At 54.3% G+C, this 22,902-nt stretch carries 18 protein-coding genes; 3 read left to right on the forward strand and 15 right to left on the reverse strand.

Annotated features, from left to right (window positions below; genetic code table 11):
• Positions 1-47 precede the first annotated feature (47 nt).
• Positions 48-860 carry a divergent polysaccharide deacetylase family protein gene (locus PCH01S_RS09535; RefSeq protein ID WP_042228679.1) on the forward strand — a complete coding sequence of 271 codons (813 nt, stop codon included), beginning with the start codon at positions 48-50 and terminating at the stop codon, positions 858-860.
• Between the two features lie 191 nt (positions 861-1,051).
• Here PCH01S_RS09535 and PCH01S_RS09540 read toward each other — a convergent pair whose 3' ends face one another.
• Complete coding sequence (locus PCH01S_RS09540) at positions 1,052-2,875, reverse strand: fibronectin type III domain-containing protein (protein WP_206735009.1); 1,824 nt, start codon at positions 2,873-2,875, stop codon at positions 1,052-1,054.
• Between the two features lie 709 nt (positions 2,876-3,584).
• Complete coding sequence (locus PCH01S_RS09545) at positions 3,585-4,586, reverse strand: NAD(P)H-quinone oxidoreductase (RefSeq protein WP_042228683.1); 1,002 nt, start codon at positions 4,584-4,586, stop codon at positions 3,585-3,587.
• Between the two features lie 281 nt (positions 4,587-4,867).
• Here PCH01S_RS09545 and PCH01S_RS09550 point away from each other — a divergent pair, with 281 nt between their 5' ends.
• Positions 4,868-5,983 carry an NAD(P)H-dependent flavin oxidoreductase gene (locus PCH01S_RS09550; protein ID WP_042228684.1) on the forward strand — a complete coding sequence of 372 codons (1,116 nt, stop codon included), beginning with the start codon at positions 4,868-4,870 and terminating at the stop codon, positions 5,981-5,983.
• Between the two features lie 403 nt (positions 5,984-6,386).
• On the opposite strand, the gene PCH01S_RS09555 is transcribed toward PCH01S_RS09550, so the two are convergent.
• The 12 genes from PCH01S_RS09555 to PCH01S_RS09610 all read right to left on the reverse strand — a co-directional run bounded on the left by PCH01S_RS09555 (position 6,387) and on the right by PCH01S_RS09610 (position 19,638).
• Complete coding sequence (locus PCH01S_RS09555; RefSeq protein ID WP_042228685.1) at positions 6,387-8,072, reverse strand: alpha/beta hydrolase family protein; 1,686 nt, start codon at positions 8,070-8,072, stop codon at positions 6,387-6,389.
• 159 nt (positions 8,073-8,231) lie between these two features.
• Positions 8,232-8,687 (reverse strand): Dps family protein, encoded by a 456-nt coding sequence (locus PCH01S_RS09560; protein WP_042228687.1) that lies wholly within the window; start codon positions 8,685-8,687, stop codon positions 8,232-8,234.
• Positions 8,688-8,857: 170 nt separating this feature from the next.
• Positions 8,858-11,005: a DNA topoisomerase III gene (locus tag PCH01S_RS09565; RefSeq protein ID WP_042228689.1), complete on the reverse strand. Its 2,148-nt coding sequence runs from the start codon at positions 11,003-11,005 to the stop codon at positions 8,858-8,860.
• Between the two features lie 214 nt (positions 11,006-11,219).
• On the reverse strand, positions 11,220-12,395 hold the full coding sequence (locus PCH01S_RS09570) for a tetracycline resistance MFS efflux pump (RefSeq protein ID WP_042228692.1): 1,176 nt from the start codon (positions 12,393-12,395) through the stop codon (positions 11,220-11,222).
• A 40-nt stretch (positions 12,396-12,435) separates the two neighbouring features.
• On the reverse strand, positions 12,436-13,071 hold the full coding sequence (locus tag PCH01S_RS09575; protein WP_042228693.1) for a KinB-signaling pathway activation protein: 636 nt from the start codon (positions 13,069-13,071) through the stop codon (positions 12,436-12,438).
• A 76-nt stretch (positions 13,072-13,147) separates the two neighbouring features.
• Positions 13,148-13,501, reverse strand: coding sequence for a DUF1516 family protein (locus tag PCH01S_RS09580; RefSeq protein WP_053228684.1), 354 nt, complete (start codon positions 13,499-13,501; stop codon positions 13,148-13,150).
• Between the two features lie 248 nt (positions 13,502-13,749).
• Positions 13,750-14,736, reverse strand: a complete 987-nt coding sequence (locus PCH01S_RS09585) for a Gfo/Idh/MocA family protein (protein ID WP_042228694.1) — start codon at positions 14,734-14,736, stop codon at positions 13,750-13,752.
• The gene (locus tag PCH01S_RS09590; RefSeq protein WP_042228695.1) at positions 14,733-15,734 is read right to left on the reverse strand and encodes a Gfo/Idh/MocA family protein; all 1,002 of its coding nucleotides are present in this window, start codon (positions 15,732-15,734) and stop codon (positions 14,733-14,735) included. The genes PCH01S_RS09585 and PCH01S_RS09590 overlap by 4 nt, the downstream gene beginning before the upstream one ends.
• A gap of 114 nt (positions 15,735-15,848) precedes the next feature.
• A complete protein-coding gene (locus tag PCH01S_RS09595) occupies positions 15,849-17,093 on the reverse strand; it encodes an NAD(P)/FAD-dependent oxidoreductase (RefSeq protein ID WP_042228698.1) in 1,245 nt (414 codons plus the stop codon).
• A gap of 143 nt (positions 17,094-17,236) precedes the next feature.
• Positions 17,237-18,910: a b(o/a)3-type cytochrome-c oxidase subunit 1 gene (locus tag PCH01S_RS09600; protein WP_042228700.1), complete on the reverse strand. Its 1,674-nt coding sequence runs from the start codon at positions 18,908-18,910 to the stop codon at positions 17,237-17,239.
• Positions 18,911-18,939: 29 nt separating this feature from the next.
• Positions 18,940-19,410: a cytochrome c oxidase subunit II gene (locus PCH01S_RS09605; protein WP_009677258.1), complete on the reverse strand. Its 471-nt coding sequence runs from the start codon at positions 19,408-19,410 to the stop codon at positions 18,940-18,942.
• A 54-nt stretch (positions 19,411-19,464) separates the two neighbouring features.
• Positions 19,465-19,638, reverse strand: a complete 174-nt coding sequence (locus PCH01S_RS09610) for a cytochrome c oxidase subunit 2A (RefSeq protein ID WP_009677255.1) — start codon at positions 19,636-19,638, stop codon at positions 19,465-19,467.
• Between the two features lie 210 nt (positions 19,639-19,848).
• On the opposite strand from PCH01S_RS09610, the gene PCH01S_RS09615 reads away from it, so the two are divergent.
• Positions 19,849-21,948 carry a sulfatase-like hydrolase/transferase gene (locus PCH01S_RS09615; RefSeq protein WP_042228704.1) on the forward strand — a complete coding sequence of 700 codons (2,100 nt, stop codon included), beginning with the start codon at positions 19,849-19,851 and terminating at the stop codon, positions 21,946-21,948.
• A gap of 84 nt (positions 21,949-22,032) precedes the next feature.
• Here the strand turns inward: PCH01S_RS09615 and PCH01S_RS09620 are convergent, their stop codons facing one another.
• Positions 22,033-22,875 (reverse strand): SMP-30/gluconolactonase/LRE family protein, encoded by an 843-nt coding sequence (locus tag PCH01S_RS09620; RefSeq protein ID WP_042228706.1) that lies wholly within the window; start codon positions 22,873-22,875, stop codon positions 22,033-22,035.
• Between the last annotated feature and the right edge of the window lie 27 nt (positions 22,876-22,902).

A 22,902-nucleotide genomic window follows, 5' to 3' on the forward strand; every position in this document is an offset into this window, starting at 1 on the left:
AAAAAAGAACGGCATCAAAAAAAATTAGCGCCGGGAGGAATGCGATTATGCCTGGTATCCGGTTCGGGTCCTGCCGTCTGCTCGTTTGGACCCTATTGCTTGCAGGCTTGTCCATATTTACAGGGCTGGAAGGCGCTGCGTCGGCACACGTGGACGAACCCCCAGCAGTCAGAAAGGCCGCCATCATCATTGACGACCTCGGCAACAACATGAAAGGCACCGATGCGATTCTGGATTTGCCTTTTCCGATTACGGCCGCCGTTATGCCGTTTCTCCCTTCCTCGCACAGCGATGCCGAGAAAGCGTTCGTCAAAGGACACGACGTAATCGTCCATCTTCCGATGGAGCCCCTCAGCGGCCGTAAAAGCTGGTTAGGTCCCGGTGTCATTACCACGGATCTGAGCGATGCCGAGGTGCGCAAACGGGTCAACGCCGCCATTGACGATATCCCGCACGCGATCGGGGTGAACAATCATATGGGCTCCAAGGCGACCGGCGATGAACGCGTGATGCGGCTTGTGATGGAAGTGCTGCGCGAAAGAGGGCTCTTCTTTCTGGACAGCCATACGAATTACCGGAGCATCGCCTGCAAGGAGGCCAAAAAAGTCGGCGTGCCTTGTTTGGAAAATCACCTTTTTCTGGATGATATCCATACGAAAAGCAAAGTAACCCAGCAGATTCATCTGATCGGCGCCCACTCCAAAGCGCATCAGCCGTGCATCGCCATCGGCCACGTCGGGGCCAAGGGAGAAATAACGGCCTCGGCCCTGAAGGATACGCTGCCGAAATTGAAGGACACCCTGTCCTTCGTTAAACTCAGCCAGTTATACAAGCCTCCGGCGCCGGAAACGGCTCCATGAACAAGCCGGAGCGTCACTCTATTCCCGGATACGGCATGAGAGAACACCATCGTCATGGGGCGCCTGCACTGCGCCAAGAACTGCGTGCGCCGGGAGCAGCGCCCTATCGTGAACAAAAGACCCTTGATCAGTTTAAGCTGACCAAGGGCCTTTTGTTTGTGGAAGCTTATCTTTTTACGTTGGAGTTCCGATTAATAATTGCTAGGGTCTTCCGGGTTAACCGGAGGCGTGGTTCCGCCGTTTCCGCCTTTGCCGTTATCGTAGGCGTTCACTTCGAACGTAATGATTTTGTCGTACAGGATGTAATCCTTACGGTTTTTGAAAGGTCCCTTGTTGTTCTCGTGCTTGTCGATCGCGAACATAACCGGACCTTTGCCGGCCGCGCGGCCTTCGTACCACGCGATAAACGCGTTAACCTCGTTCATGGAAAGATCGTACTCTTTCTCGGTTCCGTTGTTAAGCGTAATGACGAGAATGGCGCTGTCACCGGATTCTTCCTCCGGCGGAATGACTACGTCTCCCGCTTTAGGAGTAGCGGACGCTTCGTTGGACGGCGCGCTCTCTCCTGCTGGGGCTACTGCCGTTACTACATAGTAGTATGTCGTGCCGTTGACGACATTTGTATCGGTGTACGTATACGTCGCACCCGTAACCGAACCGACGGTTACGTACGGACCGCCTGCAGTTGTGCTGCGTTTAACGTTGTAACTAGTCGCATTGTTTACGCTGTTCCAAGCAAGCGTAACTTTTTTGTCCCCGCCTGCGGCTGTCAGGTTAAGCGGAGCGGCAACCGGCGGCTCGACGGCTTTGCCGAAGACGTTCCATTCCTTAACAAAACCGTTGGTATGCTTCAGGACGACGACACTTACATTTTTCACCGGAGCAGCCAATGTTTCTACCGTATCATTTTGAGCGGGTGTGTAGCTGAAAAGCAAATTGCTGTTAGTATCGTAAAATTCAACGATAGCTCCTGAAGACCCGTTTACAATAACGGCTTCAATATTTTTGGGTGTATCGAAATTGTACCAAGCCATTCCTCTCAGTACAAACTGAGTGGCAATATTATTGTCGGTCATGATTCGTTCCGAACCTGTGGGATTGGAAATTGCTGTCCCCGTTTTCAAAATCTTACGGTCCAACAAGCCTCCCGTATATTTGGTTGCATCCGGTTTAATTTCTTTTTCCGGAGAAGGTGCACTCTCACCGGCTTCGTTGACAGAGGTCACGACATAATAATAAGTCGTTCCGTTTGTTACGGTTGTATCCGTAAACGAAAGTTCCTTCGTATTGGCAACGAGAGTGTAAGGGCCCCCTTTTGTGGCGGAACGTCTGACGTTATACGTTTTTGCGCCTTTGGAATCCCAATATAAATCAACAGTCCGATCACCGGCTTGTATCCAGTTGATGACCGTTGAAAGTGGCTTGGCGGATGGGCTTTCAAACAAGTTCCATTCATTCACGAAAGCATTTGTATTTTTTTTCAAAAGAGCAGTTGTGACGTTTTTCACGGGTGTCGGCAAAGATTCCACTCCGTCTAGTGTGATAGGCGTGTAAGAGGACAATAAGTTGTCGTTTGCGTCATAGAATTCAACGGTTACACCTCCCGTCCCTTGGATGATAACGGAATTGATTTCTTTGGGGGATTGAAAGGTATGCCAGACAAGAATCCCGGGTGTTAACAAATAGCGTGTCGTGGCATCGTTATCCGTCATAACCCGCTCGGTTCCTGTAGGATTGTTTACAGCCGGGCCTGTCTTTAGCCATAAACGATCCAGCAATCCGCCGGTATACTTAGTCGCCTCCGGCTTAATTGATTTTTCCGGAGAAGGAACACTTTCTCCCGCCTCATTGACGGCTGTAACTACATAATAGTAAGTCACTCCATTGGTCACGGTCGTATCCGTGTAGGTTGTTGAAGTAAGATCGGAAGCAAGGAGCGCATAAGGACCTCCGGGCGATACGGAACGTTTAACTTTGTAGGATTTAGCGCCGGTAGAATTCCAATTCAGATCCACCGTTTTGTCGCCGCCTTGGATCCAATCTATCTTTGTGGGCAGAGGAGCGGCCGTTGGATTTACAAACAGATTCCATTCGTATGCAAAAACATCCCTATGTTTCAAAACAACAGTCGATACGTTTTGGACGGGTTGGGGAAGAGTCTCAACTCCATCCATTGTAACAAGCTTATAACTGTATATCAGATTATTGTTTGAATCGTAAAAATCAATGACACTGCCTAAAGAGCCGGCTTTAAAAATCACAGCATTGACTTGTTGAGGTGTGGAAAAGGTGTGCCAGAACATTGAGGGAGCACGAAGTACCGTTCTTGTGGTCGCATCCCCATCCGTGATTTCTTTTACCACTGTTCCCGTCGGCTGCCCGACAGTAGTGCTCGTTTGCAGAGACACACCATCTAACAATCCTCCTGTATATGGGCTAGCCGCTTCGGCACGATAACTCATCATGCCGGAAACAAATAAAAAAGCAAAAAAGAACATAATTATTTTTATTTTACTTATCTTCATTTCTTTTCCTCCAAAAATTTTTATTTGCCATTATTATGATACTATAGAACTATAATTATGTCATTAATAATTTATATTAGGAAATATTATCTGGAAATTAATATGATTTCGGGTTTTCTAAAAATTCATTTCTGAATAAAAAGAAAAAAGAGCTGAATAATCAGCTCTTTTTATCCATATCCCATTTACGAGTAGAGATCTATTCCGCATCCGCGGTAATATCCAGAATCACCTTGCCTTTGTTCCGGTTCGCTTCCATCCACTCGTGGGCTTCACGCACACGGCTCCACGGGAAAATCCGGTCCACAACCGGTTGTAAAGCACCGTCCGCGAAGCCGGAGGATGCCTGCTGCCAGAACTGCTGGGTCAGCCGGATTTTATCTTCGCGGCTGCGGCTGCGCAGCGTGGACCCGATGATGGAAATCCGTTTCATCAGCAGAGGATTCAAATCAAAGCTTTCCATCGGGACTTCGGAACCGCCCGTCATGCCCACGAGGACGATACGTCCGCCTACGGCGGCGCCGGCCAGATGGTCCGTAAAATACGGGGCGCCTACGAGATCGAGGACAATATCGCTGCCGTGTCCGCCTGTCGCCTCGTTTAGCCAAGGGACAAAGGAGCCTTCACGGTAATTCCAGCATCCTTCCGCGCCAAGCTCCCGGCAAAATTCAAGCTTTTCGCTTGAGCCCGCAGTCACCAGAGCATGAGCCCCGAATTCCCTGGCGAGCTGAATCGCAGCCGAACCGACGCCGCTTGCGCCGGCATGAATGAGCACATAGTCCCCTTCCGTCATTCCTGCCAGTTTAACGAGGTTGAGATAAGCCGTCAGAAATGCCTCCGGAATAGCCGCTCCTTCCGCATAACTTAGATTAGCCGGTAAACGCATCGCCATGCCGGCAGGAACGGCTACCCGCTCGGAATAACCGCCCCCGGGAAGGAGCGCACAGACTCGCTCGCCTTCTCTCCAGCCGGTAACGCCGCTTCCTACGCCTATAACAACGCCTGCCATTTCCAGGCCGAGTATGTCCGATTCCCCGGGAACCGCCGGGTACTTGCCTTCACGCTGCAGCAGATCCGCACGGTTGAGACCCGCCGCCTTCACTTGGATAAGCAGTTCGCCTTCGCCCGCAACGGGGTCGGGCCTTTCCCCGATATACAGCTCTTCCGGTCCGCCGTATTGTTTGATCTGTACCGCTTTCATCGGGATCACTCCTCTGGTTGATAAACATCTGCAATAGGTATTAGTATACCACGCACAGATGGCAATTGCTTGCCCGCCGCCCATCAGCAAAATTGTTCCAACCGAGGTATACTTAAAACATCCGCTTGAATTTTAACCGCCGGGGCCGGAATAAACGCAAAGCCATCCTTTTACTTAAAAAGATCCCCCTGCAGCCAATCAGCAATAAGCACTATGCAATAAGCAATCAGCAGTCAGCCGTGCCCGCAAAACAAACAGTTCAGAAAGCGAGGCTCTCGATCATGAATCTTTCCAGCCGTTCCAACCGATTTTGTACGCTTTTTCAAATCCGCTATCCCCTTATCCAGGCCGGAATGGCCGGCGGAAGCACAACGCCGGCCCTCGTGGCCGCCGTATCCGAAGCCGGCGGCCTCGGGACACTGGGCGCCGGCTACATGACGCCGGAGCAGATTTCCGCCGCCATCCGCGAAATCCGCAGCCGGACGGACCGCCCTTTTGCCGTGAACCTGTTCATTCTGCCCGAACCCGGGCAAGGCCCTCATGAACAGGAACAGCGGCAAAAAGCCGACGAAGCATGGCGGCTGCTTGCTCCCCTGCGGGAGAAGACGGGCACCCGCGAGGAGCGGCCTCCCGCCGTGTGGAGCGAATCATACCGGGAACAACTCGCCGTCCTCCTGGAGGAGCGGGTCCCGGTATTCAGCTCCACGTTCGACGTGCCGGATGCGGCTACTCTCGCGGAATGCGCGCGTCTCGGCATCCGGACGATCGGCACCGCGACAACCGTGCGGGAAGCCGCCGCGCTGGAGGAAGCCGGGGTCGACGCGATCGTCGCCCAGGGCAGCGAAGCCGGCGGCCACCGCGGCACGTTTCCCGGCGATAGCGACGGCGAGCCGCCGCTCATCGGCACGATGGCTCTCGTGCCGCAGATCGCGGACCTCGTCCGAGTGCCGGTCATCGCCGCCGGCGGCATCATGGACGGCCGCGGCATAGCCGCCGCACTGGCCCTCGGGGCGGAGGCCGTGCAGCTCGGCACGGCGTTCCTCGCCTGCGCGGAGAGCGGGGCCCACGCCGTCCACAAGGAAGCCGTACTCGCCGCACGCGACGAGTCCACCGTGCTTACGCGATCGGTGTCCGGCAAGCATGCCCGCGGCATCCGGACGGCGCTGCTGGATGAGCTGCGCCCTTTGGACAGCCGACTTCCTTCCTATCCCGCGCAGAACGCTCTCACCCAAGGGATTAGGCGAAGCGCCGCCAAAGCGGGCAACCCGGCTTATATGGCCATGTGGGCGGGCCAGGCCGCATCTCTCGCAAGACGCAGCGGAGCCGCGCAGATCATCGAAGAGCTGGTACGGGAAACCGGCGAGGTGCTGAACCGGCTGAGCGGACAGAAGCTCTGACGATAAGCGGAAGGTCCCGAGGATTTAATGGACCTCGCTCAAACCCATAGAAAAATGGACCGCAACCGGAATCCCCCGCTTCTACTAACAAACATCGCAAGCTCTCGTTAAGCGGAGAAAAGCTCCAAGCCGGAGCTGCCGTCATGCGGCACCGCACTGCTCGAAGGGAGCAGTAAATAGTTGTACACCCGTCGCTTCCCGGACATCGCCGTGCGTTTGCGGCGTCTCAAAAAACACACGGACAGTTGCATCGGTCGTCCGTGATAAAGGAAGCCCGAGGATATTGACGATACAATCGCGAAACCCTTCAAAATCGTCAGCCAAGCTGCCTATTCACGCAAAAAGCCTGCACGGAAGAGAAAATTCCCTTCCGTGCAGGCTTTTATAATGTAGGCATAATGCCTTACTTCGTTTTCTTCACCCAATCGGCGATATCCTTGATAACGGAAGCCGGTGTATTGGCCGGTTCGTTATACTCCGCACCGGTCGATTTTTCGTCAACCTCGGCAAATACATGGTTCAGCTTCGGATACAGCTTGAATTCCACGTTCGAACGGTCCTTAAGGGCTTCTTTCCATTTGTCCAGATGATAAGCGAGCACCTGGGCATCGTTATCCCCTTGCAGGATCAGCATCGGCTTGTCCTGCTTTTTAGCGATTTCGGAGGCGGAATAGTTGCGGAAATCCATCCACCAGTAAGCGTTGCTCAACGCAAGATCTTTGGGGAGGTTGTCCACGGAGTACTGCGGATCTTTGATGAGCTTAAGCTGCTGCTCCCAGAAGGCGACCTGCTGCTCCAGTATGCTCGTATCCAGACCGCGTTCCCGGCTTACTTCGAGCTGGTACTTGGACTGCTCCAGCACGACGTCTTCGATGGAGTTGGTCGGTCCGGCCAGCACGACGGCACCGGCCAGTTTCACGTCCTTGACTCCGTCGATAATACGTGGAACGATCATCCCGCCTTGGCTGTGACCCGCTACGAAAATGCGCTGGGGATCGATTCCCTCCGTCTTCGCGAGCTGATTAACCGCGTATACGGCATCCGCTACAGTCTCGTCCTGTACCGTAAAAGTCGGCGTAGCCGATTTGAACGGGTGCTCGCGCGTCACTTTCTCGTAGCGGAGAGTAGCGATTCCCTCGGCGGCCAGGCCGACCGCCATATCCCGGAACAGCTTGGTGCCGCCGATCGACTCGTCGCGGTCGTTGGCGCCGGAGCCGTGAACGAGGACGACAACCGGATGCGGTCCCGGTTTATTAGGCAGCGTGAGCGTGCCCGGAAGAACGAGCCTGCCTTCGCCGAGCTTCACTTCTTTTTCAACATAAGCGCTGGAATCGTCATAGGACGGTTTCCGGTAAGTATCCGGAGAATAGTAAGGCGGTATGTATAAATCGTCGATACGTTCCTGCTTGTCGAACCGGACTGTCATCTGAAACGGCACGGTGCTCTGCGTTTCATAGGTCAGGTAGACATTTTCATGCACGGAATTGCTTGCCGTTCCGGCCCCAAGCTGCCCGGTTATCGGTCCGTACATGTTGGTGTAATACTGCGATATGGAATGAAGCTGATTGGCGTTGAGAGATTTTTTGAGGTCTTCGTTAAAATAAGAAACCGCGCTCTCGTTGTCTCCCTGCAGCCAGTGACTGGCAAAGGCGCTTGCCGCCGCTTTCAAGTCCCCTTTCGGGATGATCAGCTTGTCGGTTTGCGGGTCCCAGGAGACAGCCGTGTGCAAAGCCTCCGTCAAAAAACTCAGAGGAACGAACGCTTTTTCGTCCTTGATTTGGACCGCAGCTCCTAGTTCCACTTCTTTATCGTTGATCCGGGCGGTAGATTTTCCGATCGCAAGCGTAATCGTATCGCTCCCAAGCGACAAGGTTACGGTACGCTCTTCGTTATTCCAGGCTACCTTGGCACCGGCCGTTTCGCTTACAAGACGCAGAGGAGCGAGAACGGTTGCCGCCTTCGTATCGGAAGCGGAGACGGATCCGGCAGCCCCTGGTGTATCTACGGAAGCCGCGGCCGCGGGTACCGCACCGGCGAGCAGCATGGATGCAATTACGGCAGATTGCCAGATTGGCAGATGTTTTTTCATGAGGTCACCTCAATTTTGAAATAGTTGGGGAATCTAGCAGCCTCTTTCTAGCAGCCGCCATCTATCAGTATAGCACAATCTTCCAAACGGTCGACGGGACTTAAGTAGGAAGTACGCCAAAAAGGCAGGTCCCGAAGAACCTGCCTTTACTAAGAAAATTTAAGCGCGGCCCAGGAAGGCGCCCAACATCCAGACGTGTTTCTGAAGCGATGCCTGCAGCCCGGTCAGCATATCCGCCGTCGGCTCGTCCCCTTCTTCTTCGGCTGCCGCAATGCTTTCCCGAAGAAATCCGACCAGCCGTTCAAAGTCGCCGCGTACCGCTTCTACCATCTGCTCCGCGGTTTCGGATCCCGCAGCTTCCTGCAGACGAGCCAGCTTTAAAGCCTCTGCGAGTGTCGCGACGGGTTTGCCTTTCAGCGCCAGCACCCGCTCCGCGATTTCGTCGATATGCTGCGCCGCTTCGTTGTAAAACTCTTCGAATTTTGCATGAAGCGTAAAGAAATGAGGCCCGTTAACGAACCAGTGGAAGTTGCGCAGTTTCATGGAAAGGACCGTCCAGTCGGCGGTCAGATGATTTAATTGCGTCACAGTTTTCACTTGGGTCAAAGTTTTCATAGTTTGTTTCCTCCTTGTTAACGCTCATGTGAGTTTAATTATTCTTCTTTTGTTGCCGTACATTTAGTTTATCACCACCCTTATTTAAAATCAATACTTAATTATAATAATTATAAATAAGGGTTGTGAAAAAGGCAGGAGATCACTCCCGCCCTTTTGACTTATGAAGGTTAATCGTCTTTTTTGGCCAAGGCCGCCTTAAGAGCATCTCCCAGACTCGACCCTAAATCTTCTTGCTTGCTGTACTGCTTGACGAGCTTCTGCTGCTGATGCTTGGCGACTTTCCCCGTACTTTCGCCCAGCACTTCGACGACATTGCACGGGAGGCACTGGACGTATTTGCCCGCTTTGCCGGTTTTCAGCTCCATCTTCTTATGACACTGCGGGCAGCGCCGGTTGACGAGCTGCTTCTCCGCGGAGCGGCGGTATTCGCACTCACGGTTCGCGCACACGAGCATTTTGCCGCGTTTGCTGTTCCGCTCCATTAACCGTTCTCCGCATTCGGGACACCGGCTGTTCGTCAGGTTGTGCGGCTTGTATTCCGTCTGGCTCGTTCTTACGCCGGTTACAAGCTGCTTGGTCATATCGCGGATTCCGCTGAGGAACGTTTCGGTGCGGCCGCGCCCCCGGGCGATATCCTCAAGCTCCTGCTCCCACTTGGCCGTCAGTTCGGGAGAACGCAGCTCCTCGGCAACCAGCTCGATCAGCTGCGTGCCTTTGCCCGTCGGGTGGAGGGACCCGCCTTCGCGCTCGATCGTATCGGAGCTGACAAGCTTCTCGATAATTTCCGCCCGCGTTGCCGGCGTACCGAGGTGATGCTTCTCCATCTGCGTCAAGAGCGTCGCCTCCGTATGCCGCTTCGGCGGCTGGGTCCGGTGCGTGCCGACACGGCAGCGGACCGTCCCGGCGCTATCCCCGGCGGAGAGCGCGGGAAGTTCCTGCAGATCGGCGCGGTCAGCGCCTTCACCGCCGTCCTCTTCGTCGCCGTCTCCGGAATCCGCAGCGGTTCCCGGGCCGTACACGCTCCGCCAGCCCGCATCTTTCACGACGCGGCCGGCCACGTGGAACGGCTCGCCGTCCACTTCGACGACCATCGCGGTCGTTTCGTAACGGGCCGCCGGATAGAACAGGGCGAGAAAACGCCGGACGATGAGATCGTAGAGCTTCCTCTCGTCCGCAGACAAAGCGGACAGATTCACGTATTCATCCGTCGGAATGATCGCATGATGGTCCGACACTTTCGAATCGTCCACAATCCGCTTCGACACGGGCAGTTGGCCCTTCATGAGCGGCTTCGCGAGCGGCGCGTACGGGCCGACGGCAACGGACTGGAGCCGCTCCTTCAGCGTGCCCGTCATATCGCTGGTGAGGTACCGCGAATCCGTACGCGGGTACGTCACGAGCTTATACTGCTCGTAGAGCCGCTGGAGCGTCGAGAGCGTATGCTTCGCCGAGAAGCCGAACCGGCGGTTCGCATCCCGCTGGAGCTCCGTCAAGTCGTACGCGAGCGGCTGAGGCTCCGTTTTCTCGGTCTTCTTGACGGAGACGACTTTGCCGCTCTTGCCCGAGACGCGCTGCACGAGCGCGTCGACACGCTCGCGCTCGAAAAGGCGGCTCTCGCCGGAGCGCTGGCGCCACGTCCCGCGGAACGCACCGAAATCCGCCTGCACGGTCCAGTACTCCACGGACCGGAAGTTCCGGATTTCTTTCTCGCGGTCCATGATCATCCCGAGCGTCGGGGTCTGGACGCGGCCGGCCGAAAGCTGCGCGTCGTACTTGCTCGTGAGCGCACGGGTGATGTTCAGGCCGATCAGCCAATCGGCCTCGGCCCGGCAGACCGCCGACTGGAACAGGCGGTCGTATTGTTTGCCGGGCTTCAGGTTCGCGAAGCCTTCGCGGATCGCCTTGTCGGTCTGCGAGGAGATCCACAGCCGCTGAAACGGCTTATTCCACCGGATCATTTCCATGATCCAGCGCGCGACAAGCTCGCCTTCGCGGGCGGAGTCCGTCGCGATGATCAGCTCCGCCAAGTCTTTGCGTTTCGCCAGATCGGCAATGGCGCGGAACTGATGCGACGTTTCTTTGAGCACTTTAAGCTTCATACGGCCCGGAATAATCGGAAGATCTTCCAGATTCCACTTCTGATAACGGGTATCGTAATCTTCGGGCTCCGCAAGGCCGACAAGATGACCGAGTGCCCAGGTCACCACATGTCCGGGACCTTCGTAATACGATTTATGCTTTTGACCGCATCCGAGCACACGGGCGATTTCTTTTGCCACGCTCGGTTTTTCGGCCAGTACAAGTGATTTGCTCATCGAATTCTCCTTTAATAAACCGGTAACGGACCTGTATGCCCGATTGCGGGTTTCCCGGTACCGTTCCTCTCGTTTCCTTCTTCTATTGTAAAAACGTTTCCGGTGCCGCGTCAACCAAGGACGCCTTCCGGAACTTTTTTCCGGGTCTGTGTAAACGGAAAAAACCCGCCGGGCAGAGGCGGGTCCTTCATCATGGGCGGATAGAACTGCAGGACTAAACGGTCTCCGGCAGTTCGTCCTTCGATTCGCGGTCCAGTTGGCTGAAACGCAGCAAAAGCAGGCTGGCCAGCACCGATACGACGGCACCGGCCGCGAAAGGAAGGCCGTGCTGGATGCCGAAGAGCGAAGTGCCCGTGATCGGTCCGGCGATCCGGCCCAGGCTGTCCATGGACGAGCTGAGGCCCGTCGTGACCCCTTGACCGTGCCGGGTGCGCTGGGTTAACAGCGAGTTGATGCATGGACGGATCATGGCATTGCCGGCGCTGAACACCGTCAGGGCAAGCGTAGCCGTCCAGAAGCTGTCGGAGCCGAGGACGAGCAGGAAACCGACGGCCGAGGCGAACAATCCGCACAGGATTGCGAGCTTTTCCTTCTTCTTCTTGGCAATGACGCGAACGAGTCCGCCCTGTACCAGCGCATCGGCAAATCCGCTGAACATAAACATCAAGCCGATCTGCAGCGGCGTGACGCCGAAACGGGTGATCTGGAAATACTGGAAAGTCGCTTCCAGACCCGCGAGCGAGAAAGTGACGAAGAAAGTCATCACATACAGATAACCGAGCTTTCCGCGCAGCAGAGACCAGCGGGACGGCTTGTCCCCCTGATTCTGTCCTCTGTTATCCGGCAGCGATTCTTTAAGTTTCAAGAATCCCGCGCAGAAAATTCCCGCGGACAAAAGCGCGGCTCCCCAGAACGGGAGCGACAAACTGACCACACTTAAGGTTCCCCCGATCGCCGGACCAAAAATAAAGCCCAGTCCGATCGACATTCCGACGAAGCCCATGGATTTGGTCCGTTCCTCATGGGTCGTAATATCCGCAACATAAGCCAGCGCGACACCGCTGAGCGCTCCCGAGCAGATGCCGCCCAAAATGCGGGACAAATAGAGAAGCGGCAAATTCGTTCCCGCCAGCGCAAGCAGGACGAAGGAAATCATAAAGCCGAAAATTCCGGTCAGCAGAACGGGTCTGCGGCCGATTTTATCCGAGAGGCCCCCCCATAAAGGAGAGACGAGGAAGGACATGATGGAGTATATGGAGAGGACCCATCCCAGATGCGTCTCTCCTTCCGGTATTCCGTGCAGCAGCTCGGGCAGAACGGGGATAATTAATCCGAATCCGAGGTAGACGGTAAACATCAGCAGCATGATGAAGACGACACGCTTGTTCATACGATCGGCCCCTTTGGAATTTCTTGTACCTATGTAAAGATTACGCTTTCTTAACCTGCGCCTTTTTCATCTGCTGGTGTTTCTTCGTGTTCGTCAGCTTATGGAAAATAAGAATCTGCCACGCGTTGCAGGCGAGCAGGACCAGCGAGACGTAAAGCAGCGAAGTCAAATCGTTGATGCTGAAAGCCGGAAGCATTTCCAGGCAGGTGACCACGACCATAAAGAACAGCGTCGGAATTCTGGCGGAAGCGTTGGTCAACTTCACCTTCACCTGCGAAACGATCAAAGCCGCCGCGGCGATCAAGACCGGAATGCCGGCATACATCGCCAAGCTCTCCTTACCTTCCGCAAAGCCCTGATAGCGCAGGAAAAACAGGTTCGCGATAGCCATGACGATAAAGAACAGCTGAAGACCGGACCACGCGCCTTTGCGGTTCCGGAGAATTCCGATCATGTAATAATTGGTCATCAGGTACGCGAAATACCCGACCACGCTGATCATACACATGGTAAGTGTCGCCATAATGATCATGGAAAATTCACTTGCGCCGCTCACCGCGACATCCATCGACACAAAGTCCGGGAAAACGGCCTTGCCGATCCCCCAGACGGCAATACCGAGAACAAGTCCGCCCAACATCGTAGACCAGAACAGAAACAGCATCGGTTTTAACATGATTTCTCTCCTTAACCGGATACGGACAAAACCGTCCCCCATTTCGCAGGGACGGTTCTACCGCTTTTTCGTTTACTTAAAATATTCCGTAGCCGAGCAGCACGACGATCACGATCAGAACCGCCCAGACGACAAAGAGGATCTTAGTGGAAGATTCCTTGCCTTGTCCTCTTTTCATGCGTCCGAGAATCATTTCCATAAGTCCGATCATAACGATAGCGATAATTCCCTTCACCACGTACTTGACCGGGAAGCCGTAGCCGATCAGCATGCCGATTCCGGAAACCAGCATAATCAGGTAGAACAATCTGAGGATCATAGGAGTAATTTTCTGCCGGTAAAAAATGGCGCTTACCACAAACAGGATGACGATAAACGCCCACGATCCCGAATGCGATTGATGAAAAATGTTTAACAACTTGTCTGACATGTCGATTCCTCCATGTTCGTATATGTATTCCTTGTAGACGCAGCAACGCCCTTATCATATCAAGCCGTCCGAGGGTTTACAAGGTCCTGGAGACAATAACCCATCCAATAAGACACTAGTGTCGGAAAGTGTTCACAAAACTTTACCCGGAAAAAAGACCCGAAAAAACCCTGGCGAAACCGGCAGGCCGCCTGCTCTCGCAAGGCACCCGCCGGAACGCGAGGGTCCGGTTTTGCAGCGGAAAAATGTCAGTCCAGAACGACCGGCTTGCCCGCCTGCGCCGACTCGTACGCGGCCAGGCCGACGGCCGCCGCTTTGAGCCCGTCTTCACCCGTAACCGGCACCGGCTTTCCGCCTAGAAGGGCATCGACGAATCCTTTGATCATGTACTCGTCCATGTTGTCCCCCCAGTAGCTCCACTGGGCCTTGCCGGTGACATCGCTGAAAACTTCGTTCTTCTGCGCGAAGGAGTCGATGGAAATGACCCCTTTCGTGCCGGTGATTTCCATCGTTACGTCGCCCCAGGTCGGGAACGATTTGCTGCGGGACCAGCTCGGATCCAGCACGGCAAAGACGCCGTTCTCGAACCTCACGTGCACCATACCGGCGTCGTCGATATCCAGCTCGTGGAAGCGGGTATCGGCATAAGCGAACACTTCACGGACGTCGCTGCCAAGGAACCACCGCATCAAGTCCATCACATGGACGGTATGGTCGAACACGGCTCCGCCGCCGGAGAGCTTCCTGTCGACGAACCATCCGCCCGGCATGCTGCCGCGATTGGTTCCTTTGATGGCGATAATTTCGCCGATTTCCCCGCGGTCGATCGCATCTTTGGCCTGCATGACAGCCGGTATGTAGCGGCACGGAAACGCTGTCATCAGCTGCACGCCATGGTCCCGGCACACCGTGATCATCTGTTCCATCTCCGCCGTGGAGATGCCGAGCGGCTTCTCGCACAGGATATGCTTCCCGGCTTTGGCGGAAGCGATCGTAAGTTCCGCATGGCGGGAATTCTCGGAACAGATCACGACGGCGTCAATGTCGGTTCTCAGCAGTTCATCCGCCTCGCTGTAGTACGGAATCCCATAGGTGTCCGTTATTTTGGCGACACGGTTCTTATCCTCGTCGGCAATTCCGGCAACCTCGACCTCCGGCAAAGCGTTCAGTGCGTTAAAATAGGAGAACGCATGACCGTGGGCGAAGCTGATCATTCCGATTTTGAGCTTCCTCATCCCGTTACGCCTCCTTTCAGCGGCAGCCGGACAGGCTGTCCCGTACGTACGGATTCTAGGGCGGCCAGCACGATTTCCAGAGCCCGCAGCGCATCTTCCGCCGAAACGAGAGGTTCCTTGTCCTCACGGATACAGGCCAGGAAATGCTCCAGCTCGTAGTAGTACGGGTCTTGGTACGACGGGCTTTTCGGTACCTGCACCCCGCGTGCGCCGGCCGGCGCCGCACTGCTTCTCAGCAGCTTCAAGGAATCCGTCTCCCGGCTGTTCAGCCGGATAATGCCGGTTGTGCCTGCGAATTCGGCAGCTGTCGCGAAAGCCCCCGGATAGCCCCAGTGGCCTTCGAGGTTCGCGATGGCGCCGCCTGCAAACCGCAGGGTCACGAGGGCGTAATCCTGCTCTTCGCTGCGCCGGTTGAGAGCGAATACTTCTTGCACTTCTCCGTACGCCCACCGGGCAAAGTCGATATCGTGAATCATCATGTCCATGATGACGCCGTGACTTTTGTCAAAATCGTTGTACCAGTCCTTAACGGTTCCCGGATGCGAGCCTACCCGTTTCAAGTGAGCCACTCCGGGTTCCCCGGTTACGCCGGCCTCCAGTTTGCGTTTGAGATCCGCGTATTCCGGGAAGAAGCGGACCACATGGCCGATGAACAGACGCACGCCTTTCTTTTGACAGTAGGCGATCATTTCTTCGGCATCTTCCAACGTCAGCGCAATCGGTTTTTCGCAAATCACGTGCTTTCCCAGATCGGCCGCTTTCATGACATATTCCTTGTGCAGGTTGGTCGGCAGAGCAATGCTGACGGCGTCGATCTCCGCCTCCGCCATCATGTCCTCGAAAGAAAAGTACGCTTTCGTCTGCAAGTGTCCGGCCAGGTCCCGTGCCGTTTCCCGGTCGAGATCGCATACTCCGGTTAATTCGACTCCCGGCATTCGATGATAGTCCGTTCCGTGAACGTTCCCCATTGTTCCGCAGCCAACTACGGCGACTTTCATGCTTGTTCTCCTCTCCCTGAAGCAAAAATCTGTGCGGTACACACAGCTCCCTTCATTATATAGGATAGGAAGAAGCCATAAAATGTCCGTATGTTAAGAAGGCATTAATTTTTCTTATCCTACCTGCTTGACCTCGGAAGCCGGAGGGGTATGACGAGGTCTGTCGAACCGGAACAGCCACTCCCCCGGATGGGGAAGTCCTTGCAGCCGATTCACAATCATTTCGGCTCCAAGTACGGAGTAAACCGTACCGTTGCCACCGTATACGAGCGAGAACATGCTGTTCGGAAACCCTTCCTGCACTCCGATCAGCGGATACCCGTCATGCGTTTCTCCGAAAACCGCCGCCCACGAAAATTCCGCACGAAGATCAAACTCCGGAAACAAGGCTTTCGCTTTGTCCAGCAAAATATCCGTCTTGACCGCAAGACGGTTTATCCGTTCTTCTTCGGGAAGCATATCTTCGTCTTCCCCTCCCACAATAATCCGCCCGTCCACAGTCGTTCGCATATACAGATAAGGACGGGCGGTCTCCCAAATCATGCACTCCTTGTACCATCCGGGAAATTCCCCCACCGGTTGAGTAGCAATCGCGTAGGAGGTGAGCAGCTTGGCGTTGCGGTTGCGTTTCATGGCCTGGGTTTCGTAACCCGTCGAATAAACCGCATACTTCGCCAGTATCCGCCGCCTTTCTTTCGTATAAAAGACCGTACCGTTCGCCGTCTCCAGCCGTGAATCGATTTCGGTCCGGGCATAGACTCTCATTCCTCTTGCGGCCGACACTTCGATAAGCCCGTTTACGCAGGCGTACGGATTAATGGCTGCATCCCCGTACGCGAGAATAGCCCCGGGTTTTGTGAAAGAGAATTTATCCGCTATGTCGCTTGGCCGCAAGTACTCGACTTCAAATCCGTATTTGTTCAGCGTCCGGCATTCTTCCTCTAGCATCGGCACATCGGCTTCGGTGGAAGCCATATAAAGCGATTCCCGCCGCTGAAACTGGGCGTCGATCCCTTCCTCTTCGCAAATCCGCCCCAGAGTGCGGACCGCTTCCTCACACAGCTTGTAGAAGGCCGTGCCGTTCTCTTCTCCGTAGGTGTGGATGCAGCTCGTTAACGTTTTGTCGTTGAAAAATTGAATGAGGCCGGTATTCGCCATCGTACTGCCGCCGGCTATTTCCCTTGAATCCACAAGCACGGTATCAAAACCAGCCTTCGTCAGCATGTAAGCGCTCATAGCCCCGGACATTCCGCTGCCGATGACCAGAACTTCGCATTCTATATCTTCCTCCAACCGGGGAAATTGCTTTTTTTCGTTACTTGTATGAGGCCAGAGAGGATTTCCTGTAATCAGATCCATTCGTTCACGGCTCCTTAGTCGTCTGTGTATTCTACCGTTCACTACCCGATTCCGGAACCGTTCTAACTGGGAACGCCTTCCTGTTACGAAAATCGCGAAAAACCCGCTCCGTGTAAACTCACGAGGCGGGTTGTCATTTCAGTCTACCAGGTTACAAAAGGGATAGAGCCCGGCGTATCTCCGCCCATCATTTGGGCGACCGGTATCGTATACGCGACAAGGATCAGAACGGCGGTGACGCCGAGCCAGAGCCCCCAGCGCTCGAACAGCTTCGGAGTCGGCTCCGATGCGTCGCGCACTTCGCCGATCGGGTACTCCGTCTCGCCTTTAGGCGAACGCATAAGCGCGACGACGTTGTAGATCATCATGACGACGGCTACGAAAAGAATCATGCCGCCGATCGCCATCGCGACATGGTACGGCATCCACAGCACCGTGTCGGGATGATTCTCGTACGTCGTGTACGCGGTTCGGCGGGGCGAGCCGAGCAGGCCGACGGTGTGCATGGAGCCCGACATGAAGAACATGCCGACGCACCAGAGAATCGTCTGCCAAATTCCCAGCTTGTGCAGCCTTTGCGTCAGCTGCCGGCCCGTGATCGCCGGGATCAGCCAGTAGGTGATTCCGAAGAAAGTAAGAGCCACGCTGGTCGCGACGGTCAGATGAAAGTGTCCCGTTACCCAGAGGGTGTTGTGCACGACCTGGTTCATCTGGTTACTTGCATTGATAATGCCGCCCGCTCCCGCCGGGATAAAAATCAGCATCCCCATAAACGGAGCGAAGAACCGGACGTCTTTCCAAGGGAGAAACTTAAACCAGCCGAACAAGCCTTTGGCCCCCTTCTCCCTGCCCGTCGTTTCGAAGGTGGCGAACAGCGAGAACGCCGTCATCAGGGAAGGCACGATGACCATGAAGGTCAGAATAACCTGAAGGAATTTCCAGAACGAGCTGATTCCGGGCTCTGTCAACTGGTGGTGAAACCCTACCGGAATCGAGAACAGCAGGAACAGGATAAACGAAAGCCGGGCAAGCGCGTCGCTGAATATTTTGCCGCCGATCACTTTCGGAATAATCGTATACCAGCAAATATAGGCCGGCAGCAGCCAGAAGTAAACGAGCGGATGACCGAAGTACCAGAACAGCGTGCGGCTCAGAAGGACGTTTACGGTGTCGACCCATCCGAACGACCAAGGAATCAGCTGGAGCAGAACCTCCGCCGCCACCCCGATGGTCGCGACCTGCCAGAGCAGCATCGTAATGACCGCCATGAAGGAAAACAGCGGCGAGAGCTGCCCTTTATGAGTCCGCTTCCAGTAGCGGTAATTGATGAAGATGCCGAAGCCGCTCATCCAACTGCCGACGACAACCATCGTCAAAGCGATGTAGAAATACGGCGATGCTTTAAGAGGAGCATAGAACGTGTACAGTACGGACGCTTTATTGAGTAGAATAAAAACCGTTCCCAGCGCCGTTCCGCCCGCCATAAGGCCGAATCCGAGCCAGGCGAGACGCCGCGGCAGCGGCAGCAGCTCGCCTCCGAGCGTTTTGGAGATACCCGAATACAGGAACCCGATAATGAAAAAGGTCGTAAAAATGAGCGCCATCAGCACCCCATGTGCCGTCAGCAGCTGGTAATAGCCGATCCCGGCGGGCAGTTTGATCATGCCTCCGCGGACTAGGCCCTGCAGCACTCCGGCGATACCTCCGAGAAGAAGAGCGCCGAAAGCGAATAAAATGTGAGCGAGAACGAGCTTGCTGTCTTTTGGATTAAAGGCAGCGGCGGCTTGCCGCGCCGGTTGCGTTTCGGTACCGTTCATACATAACGACTTCCTTTCTGCCGGTGGGTTTAATTAACGACAATCGTCGTTTTCATCCATTCGTGGGCTCCGCCGCAGTATTCGTTGCAGAGCACGAGATAAGAACCCGGCTTGTCGAACTTATACGTAAGATGATTCACTTCACCCGGAAGCACCATCATGTTTACATTTGTGCCCGGGATTTCAAACCCGTGGACAACGTCCTTGCTTGTGATCATAAAATGCACGGTCGCTCCCGCGGGAATTTCCATCTTGTCAGGCTTGTAGCCGAACGCGAAGGCGGTCATAACGGCTTCGTATTCGTTCTCCCCGACTTTCTTGAGGCCAGGCTGATCGAAAGGCGGCGTCAAATCGACCTTCGCCGGATCGATCGTGTGCGCATGGCCGGTCGGCGGGTTCATTCCCATCGCAAACGCCGATACGCCGATTACGGAAAGGAATACGATGAGCATGGAGATGCCGAAAACAATCCAGATTTTCTCCAAACGATGAATATGCATGTAATTTCCCCTCTTTTTTTTCCGATTCGCGGAACTTTTTGTGCATCTGTCCCGTTAACTTCTTATAAGATACAGAGCAAATACGCCGAACCAGGTAATCAGAATAAACGCGCCCAGAATCATAACCGATGCGAAAGCGCCTTTCAGTTCCGGTTCCTTCTCGTTCGCCCCGCTTTGCGGAGCGGGCTTAATGTCCTGCTTTTCCTTGGCAGGCGCGAGCTTTGCCATAGCGGCATCCCCCTTTGTCAATGAAGCTTTTCATGGTTTCATCTTACCTTCGGCGTGAGCACCCACATGTGATAAGAATCACAAATTCTTTATGAAATTGTAACGATTTTGTTACAAGGTTTTAGGTATCGAGACCTGGTTCTACATGGTATAATGGCATAGCAAATCATATGTAAAATGTTTGTAAATTGAATGAACAGGAGATCTGTGATGCAGAAAGGTATTCATTTTATAGCGCGTCGGCTGCACTTATTCGTTTGGCCCCTGCTGCTCGTTGTCTTCATTGAGTTTTTAAATCGGGGAGGAGTAATGGCCGCCCTATCCTGGGTCAAGCACAGTCCGGGGGAAATGGTACTTAACTATTTGCTGACCTTCTGCCTGTTCCTTGTATTTACCGCTTTGACCGGCCGGAGCCGCATCGCGTTCTGGATCGTAGCCGCTTTCATGCTGATCTGCGGCCTTATTAGCGGAATCAAATTCAAGATTCTCGGCGTGCCTCTTCTGCCCTGGGATCTGTTTCTCAGCAGCGAGACGACCGATATCGTCCAATACTTGAACGGTTTGTTCGATAAAACGATCGTAATCGGCATTATCGTCTTCCTTGCGGCCAGCGTCGCGCTGCTCTATTTCGTTCCTTGGACCCATTCCCGCTTCCGCTGGAAAGAGAACATCGTTCTCGGCGTCCTTGGCATCGCGCTCGCATGCGTCGTCTATTTCGACAAACCGGTTCCGATCAAATCCGCCCTTCATATTTCCACCATTCCCTGGAACCAGGCCGATAACTATCATGTCAACGGGTTTATGCTGTCCACCGTCATGAATATCGAGCAGATCATTATCGATGCTCCCCAGGGCTACAGCCAGGCGAATATGGACAACTTCGTGAAGCGGGTCGATCGCCGTACAAACATAGATCCGAATGTAAAACCGAACATTATCGTCATTCTCGGCGAAGCTTTCTGGGATCCTACCCGGATGAAGAACGTAACGTTCAGCGAAGATCCGGTCCCGTTCATCCATCATCTCCAGCAGAACTATTCCAGCGGTTACATGCTGTCGCCCCAGTTCGGCGGCGGAACCGCCAATGTCGAATTCGAGGTGCTCTCGGGCAATTCGATCCGGTTCCTGCCAGAAGGCGCCATCGCCTACAATCAGTACATGAACCGTCGCGTCGATTCGCTGGCCAGCATTTTAGCGAGACAAGGGTATCAGACGGCGGCCATTAACCCGTTCCATAACTGGTTTTTCAACAGCCGCAACGTGTACCAGAACTTCGGATTCTCCAAATTCATTTCCCAGGAGTACTTCGAACCGGAATACAACGGTCCTTATCTGACCGACAAAGCGGTGATGAACAAAATCATCGAGCAGGTCGACAGCTCGCCCGGCCCTGCCTTTGTATTCGCGAACACGATGGAGAATCACGCGCCGTTTACACCGGATAAATTCAAACAGAATACCATCAAAGCAAGCGGCAATTTCCCGGAGGAAACGAAGGGCATGATCGAGACACTCGCCCAGGGCGTTCATAATACGGATGCCGCGCTTAAAATGCTTGTGGAGCACTACGAGAAGAAAGGCGAGCCGACGATCATCATGCTGTTCGGCGACCATCTTCCGGCCATGGGCAATAACTTCCAGGCCTACAAAGATACCGGATACTTGAAGGACGATGACGATTCCGCAGCCGTACTGGATAAAATGTACACGCTGCCCGTGGTCGTCTGGGATAACTATTTGCCGAAGCACCAGGATAAGCTCAATATGAGCGCTTCCTTCCTCGGGCCTTATCTCTTGAATTTGGCGCAGAAAGAAGGAACGCCTTATACGGATTACCTGTTCTCTTTGTCCAAAAAGTTCCCGATGATCCCGCCCCGGAATCATTACGACCGGTTGAAGCTGACCGAGCAGGATGTGACGGAATACCGGATGCTTCAGTACGATGTTCTGTTCGGGGAACAGTACAGCTTTAACGGCTTCCGCGATAAGATTATCAATCCGAAATATACGCTCGGCTACGGCGAGATGTCGATCGACAGCGTATCGCCGCTTCATCAAAGCACGGCCGGAGGCAGCGGAGGAGATTCCTCCGTCGAAATCAGCGGCAAGAACTTTGCTCCGAGCTGTGTCGTTTATTTGAACGACAAGGCCTTGAAGACGACGTACGAGGGCCGCCAATCGCTCTCCGCCGTCGTACCGAAAGATGCTATCGAGCCGGGAAAACCGGTCAACCTGCAGGTGAAAGTGATCGATTCCAAAAACCTGCCGATCCAAACGACACCGATCAAACAAGTGAATGAACTGAAATAACGGCACGATAAAAAAGACTTGGCCGTACGCTTCCCGGAGGAAGCGTACGGAACCAAGTCTTTTTTTGATTCAGATGAAAGGAGTCTAAGAAGGGCCGACCCCGCTGAGTACCCGGCATCTGCCGGGAGCGTCCGTGCGGAACTTTTCCACGTTGCCGTTGTCCGCTACCGTGACATAAACCGTTCTGCCGTCCGGACCGCCGAAGGTCAGGTTCGTACAGTTTTTGCCGTGCAGAACGACTTCCTGAAGAATGTTGCCCTCAGGGGAAATTTTCACGACCGTTCCTTTCCCGAAACGTGTGCTGTACAGGTTGCCCTGCGAATCGCAGCGCATTCCGTCCAGTCCGAAGTCGGGAAATTCGATCAGCAGGCGCTTATTGGAAATCGCGCCCGCTTCGGTCAGATCGTATACCCAGATCCGGCGCTGAACGGATTCGTTCACATACAGCCTTTTCCCGTCCGGTGAAACCTCGATTCCGTTGGTTGTCCCCATCCCGCTCTCCAGAAGCGTCACATTACCCGGGGTCACCCGCCAAAGCGTGCCCGTGTTGTTGCTCCAGTTCGGATCGCTTGCAAAAACAATATCGTTAGCCGAGATCGCAATATCGTTCGGCTGGTTCATTCCGGGTCCGTGCGCCCAGACCGTAACGGCTTTGGTGTTCATATCCACTTTCAACACGTTATGATTCTTATAATCAGCGATCAGCATCTCTCCGGCCCGCGTAAAACGGATCCCGTTGCCGATGCTGCCGTTCGGAAGCTCCAGGAACACGCTGCTTTGGCCTGCCGGCGTTACTTTGCCGATGGTACCTTCTTTCGCATAATTAACGGCATACAAATTCCCTTGGGCATCGCAGGCAGGGCCCTCGATTCCACCCGTAAATCCGTGCGGAGGTGTAAATACGCTGCTAGTGAACAATTTCTCCATGTCTGATCTCTCCTTTTTTTATCAACT

The sequence above is a fragment of the Paenibacillus chitinolyticus NBRC 15660 genome (assembly GCF_000739915.1).
In the GTDB taxonomy this organism is placed as follows: Bacteria; Bacillota; Bacilli; order Paenibacillales; family NBRC-103111; genus Paenibacillus_F; species Paenibacillus_F chitinolyticus.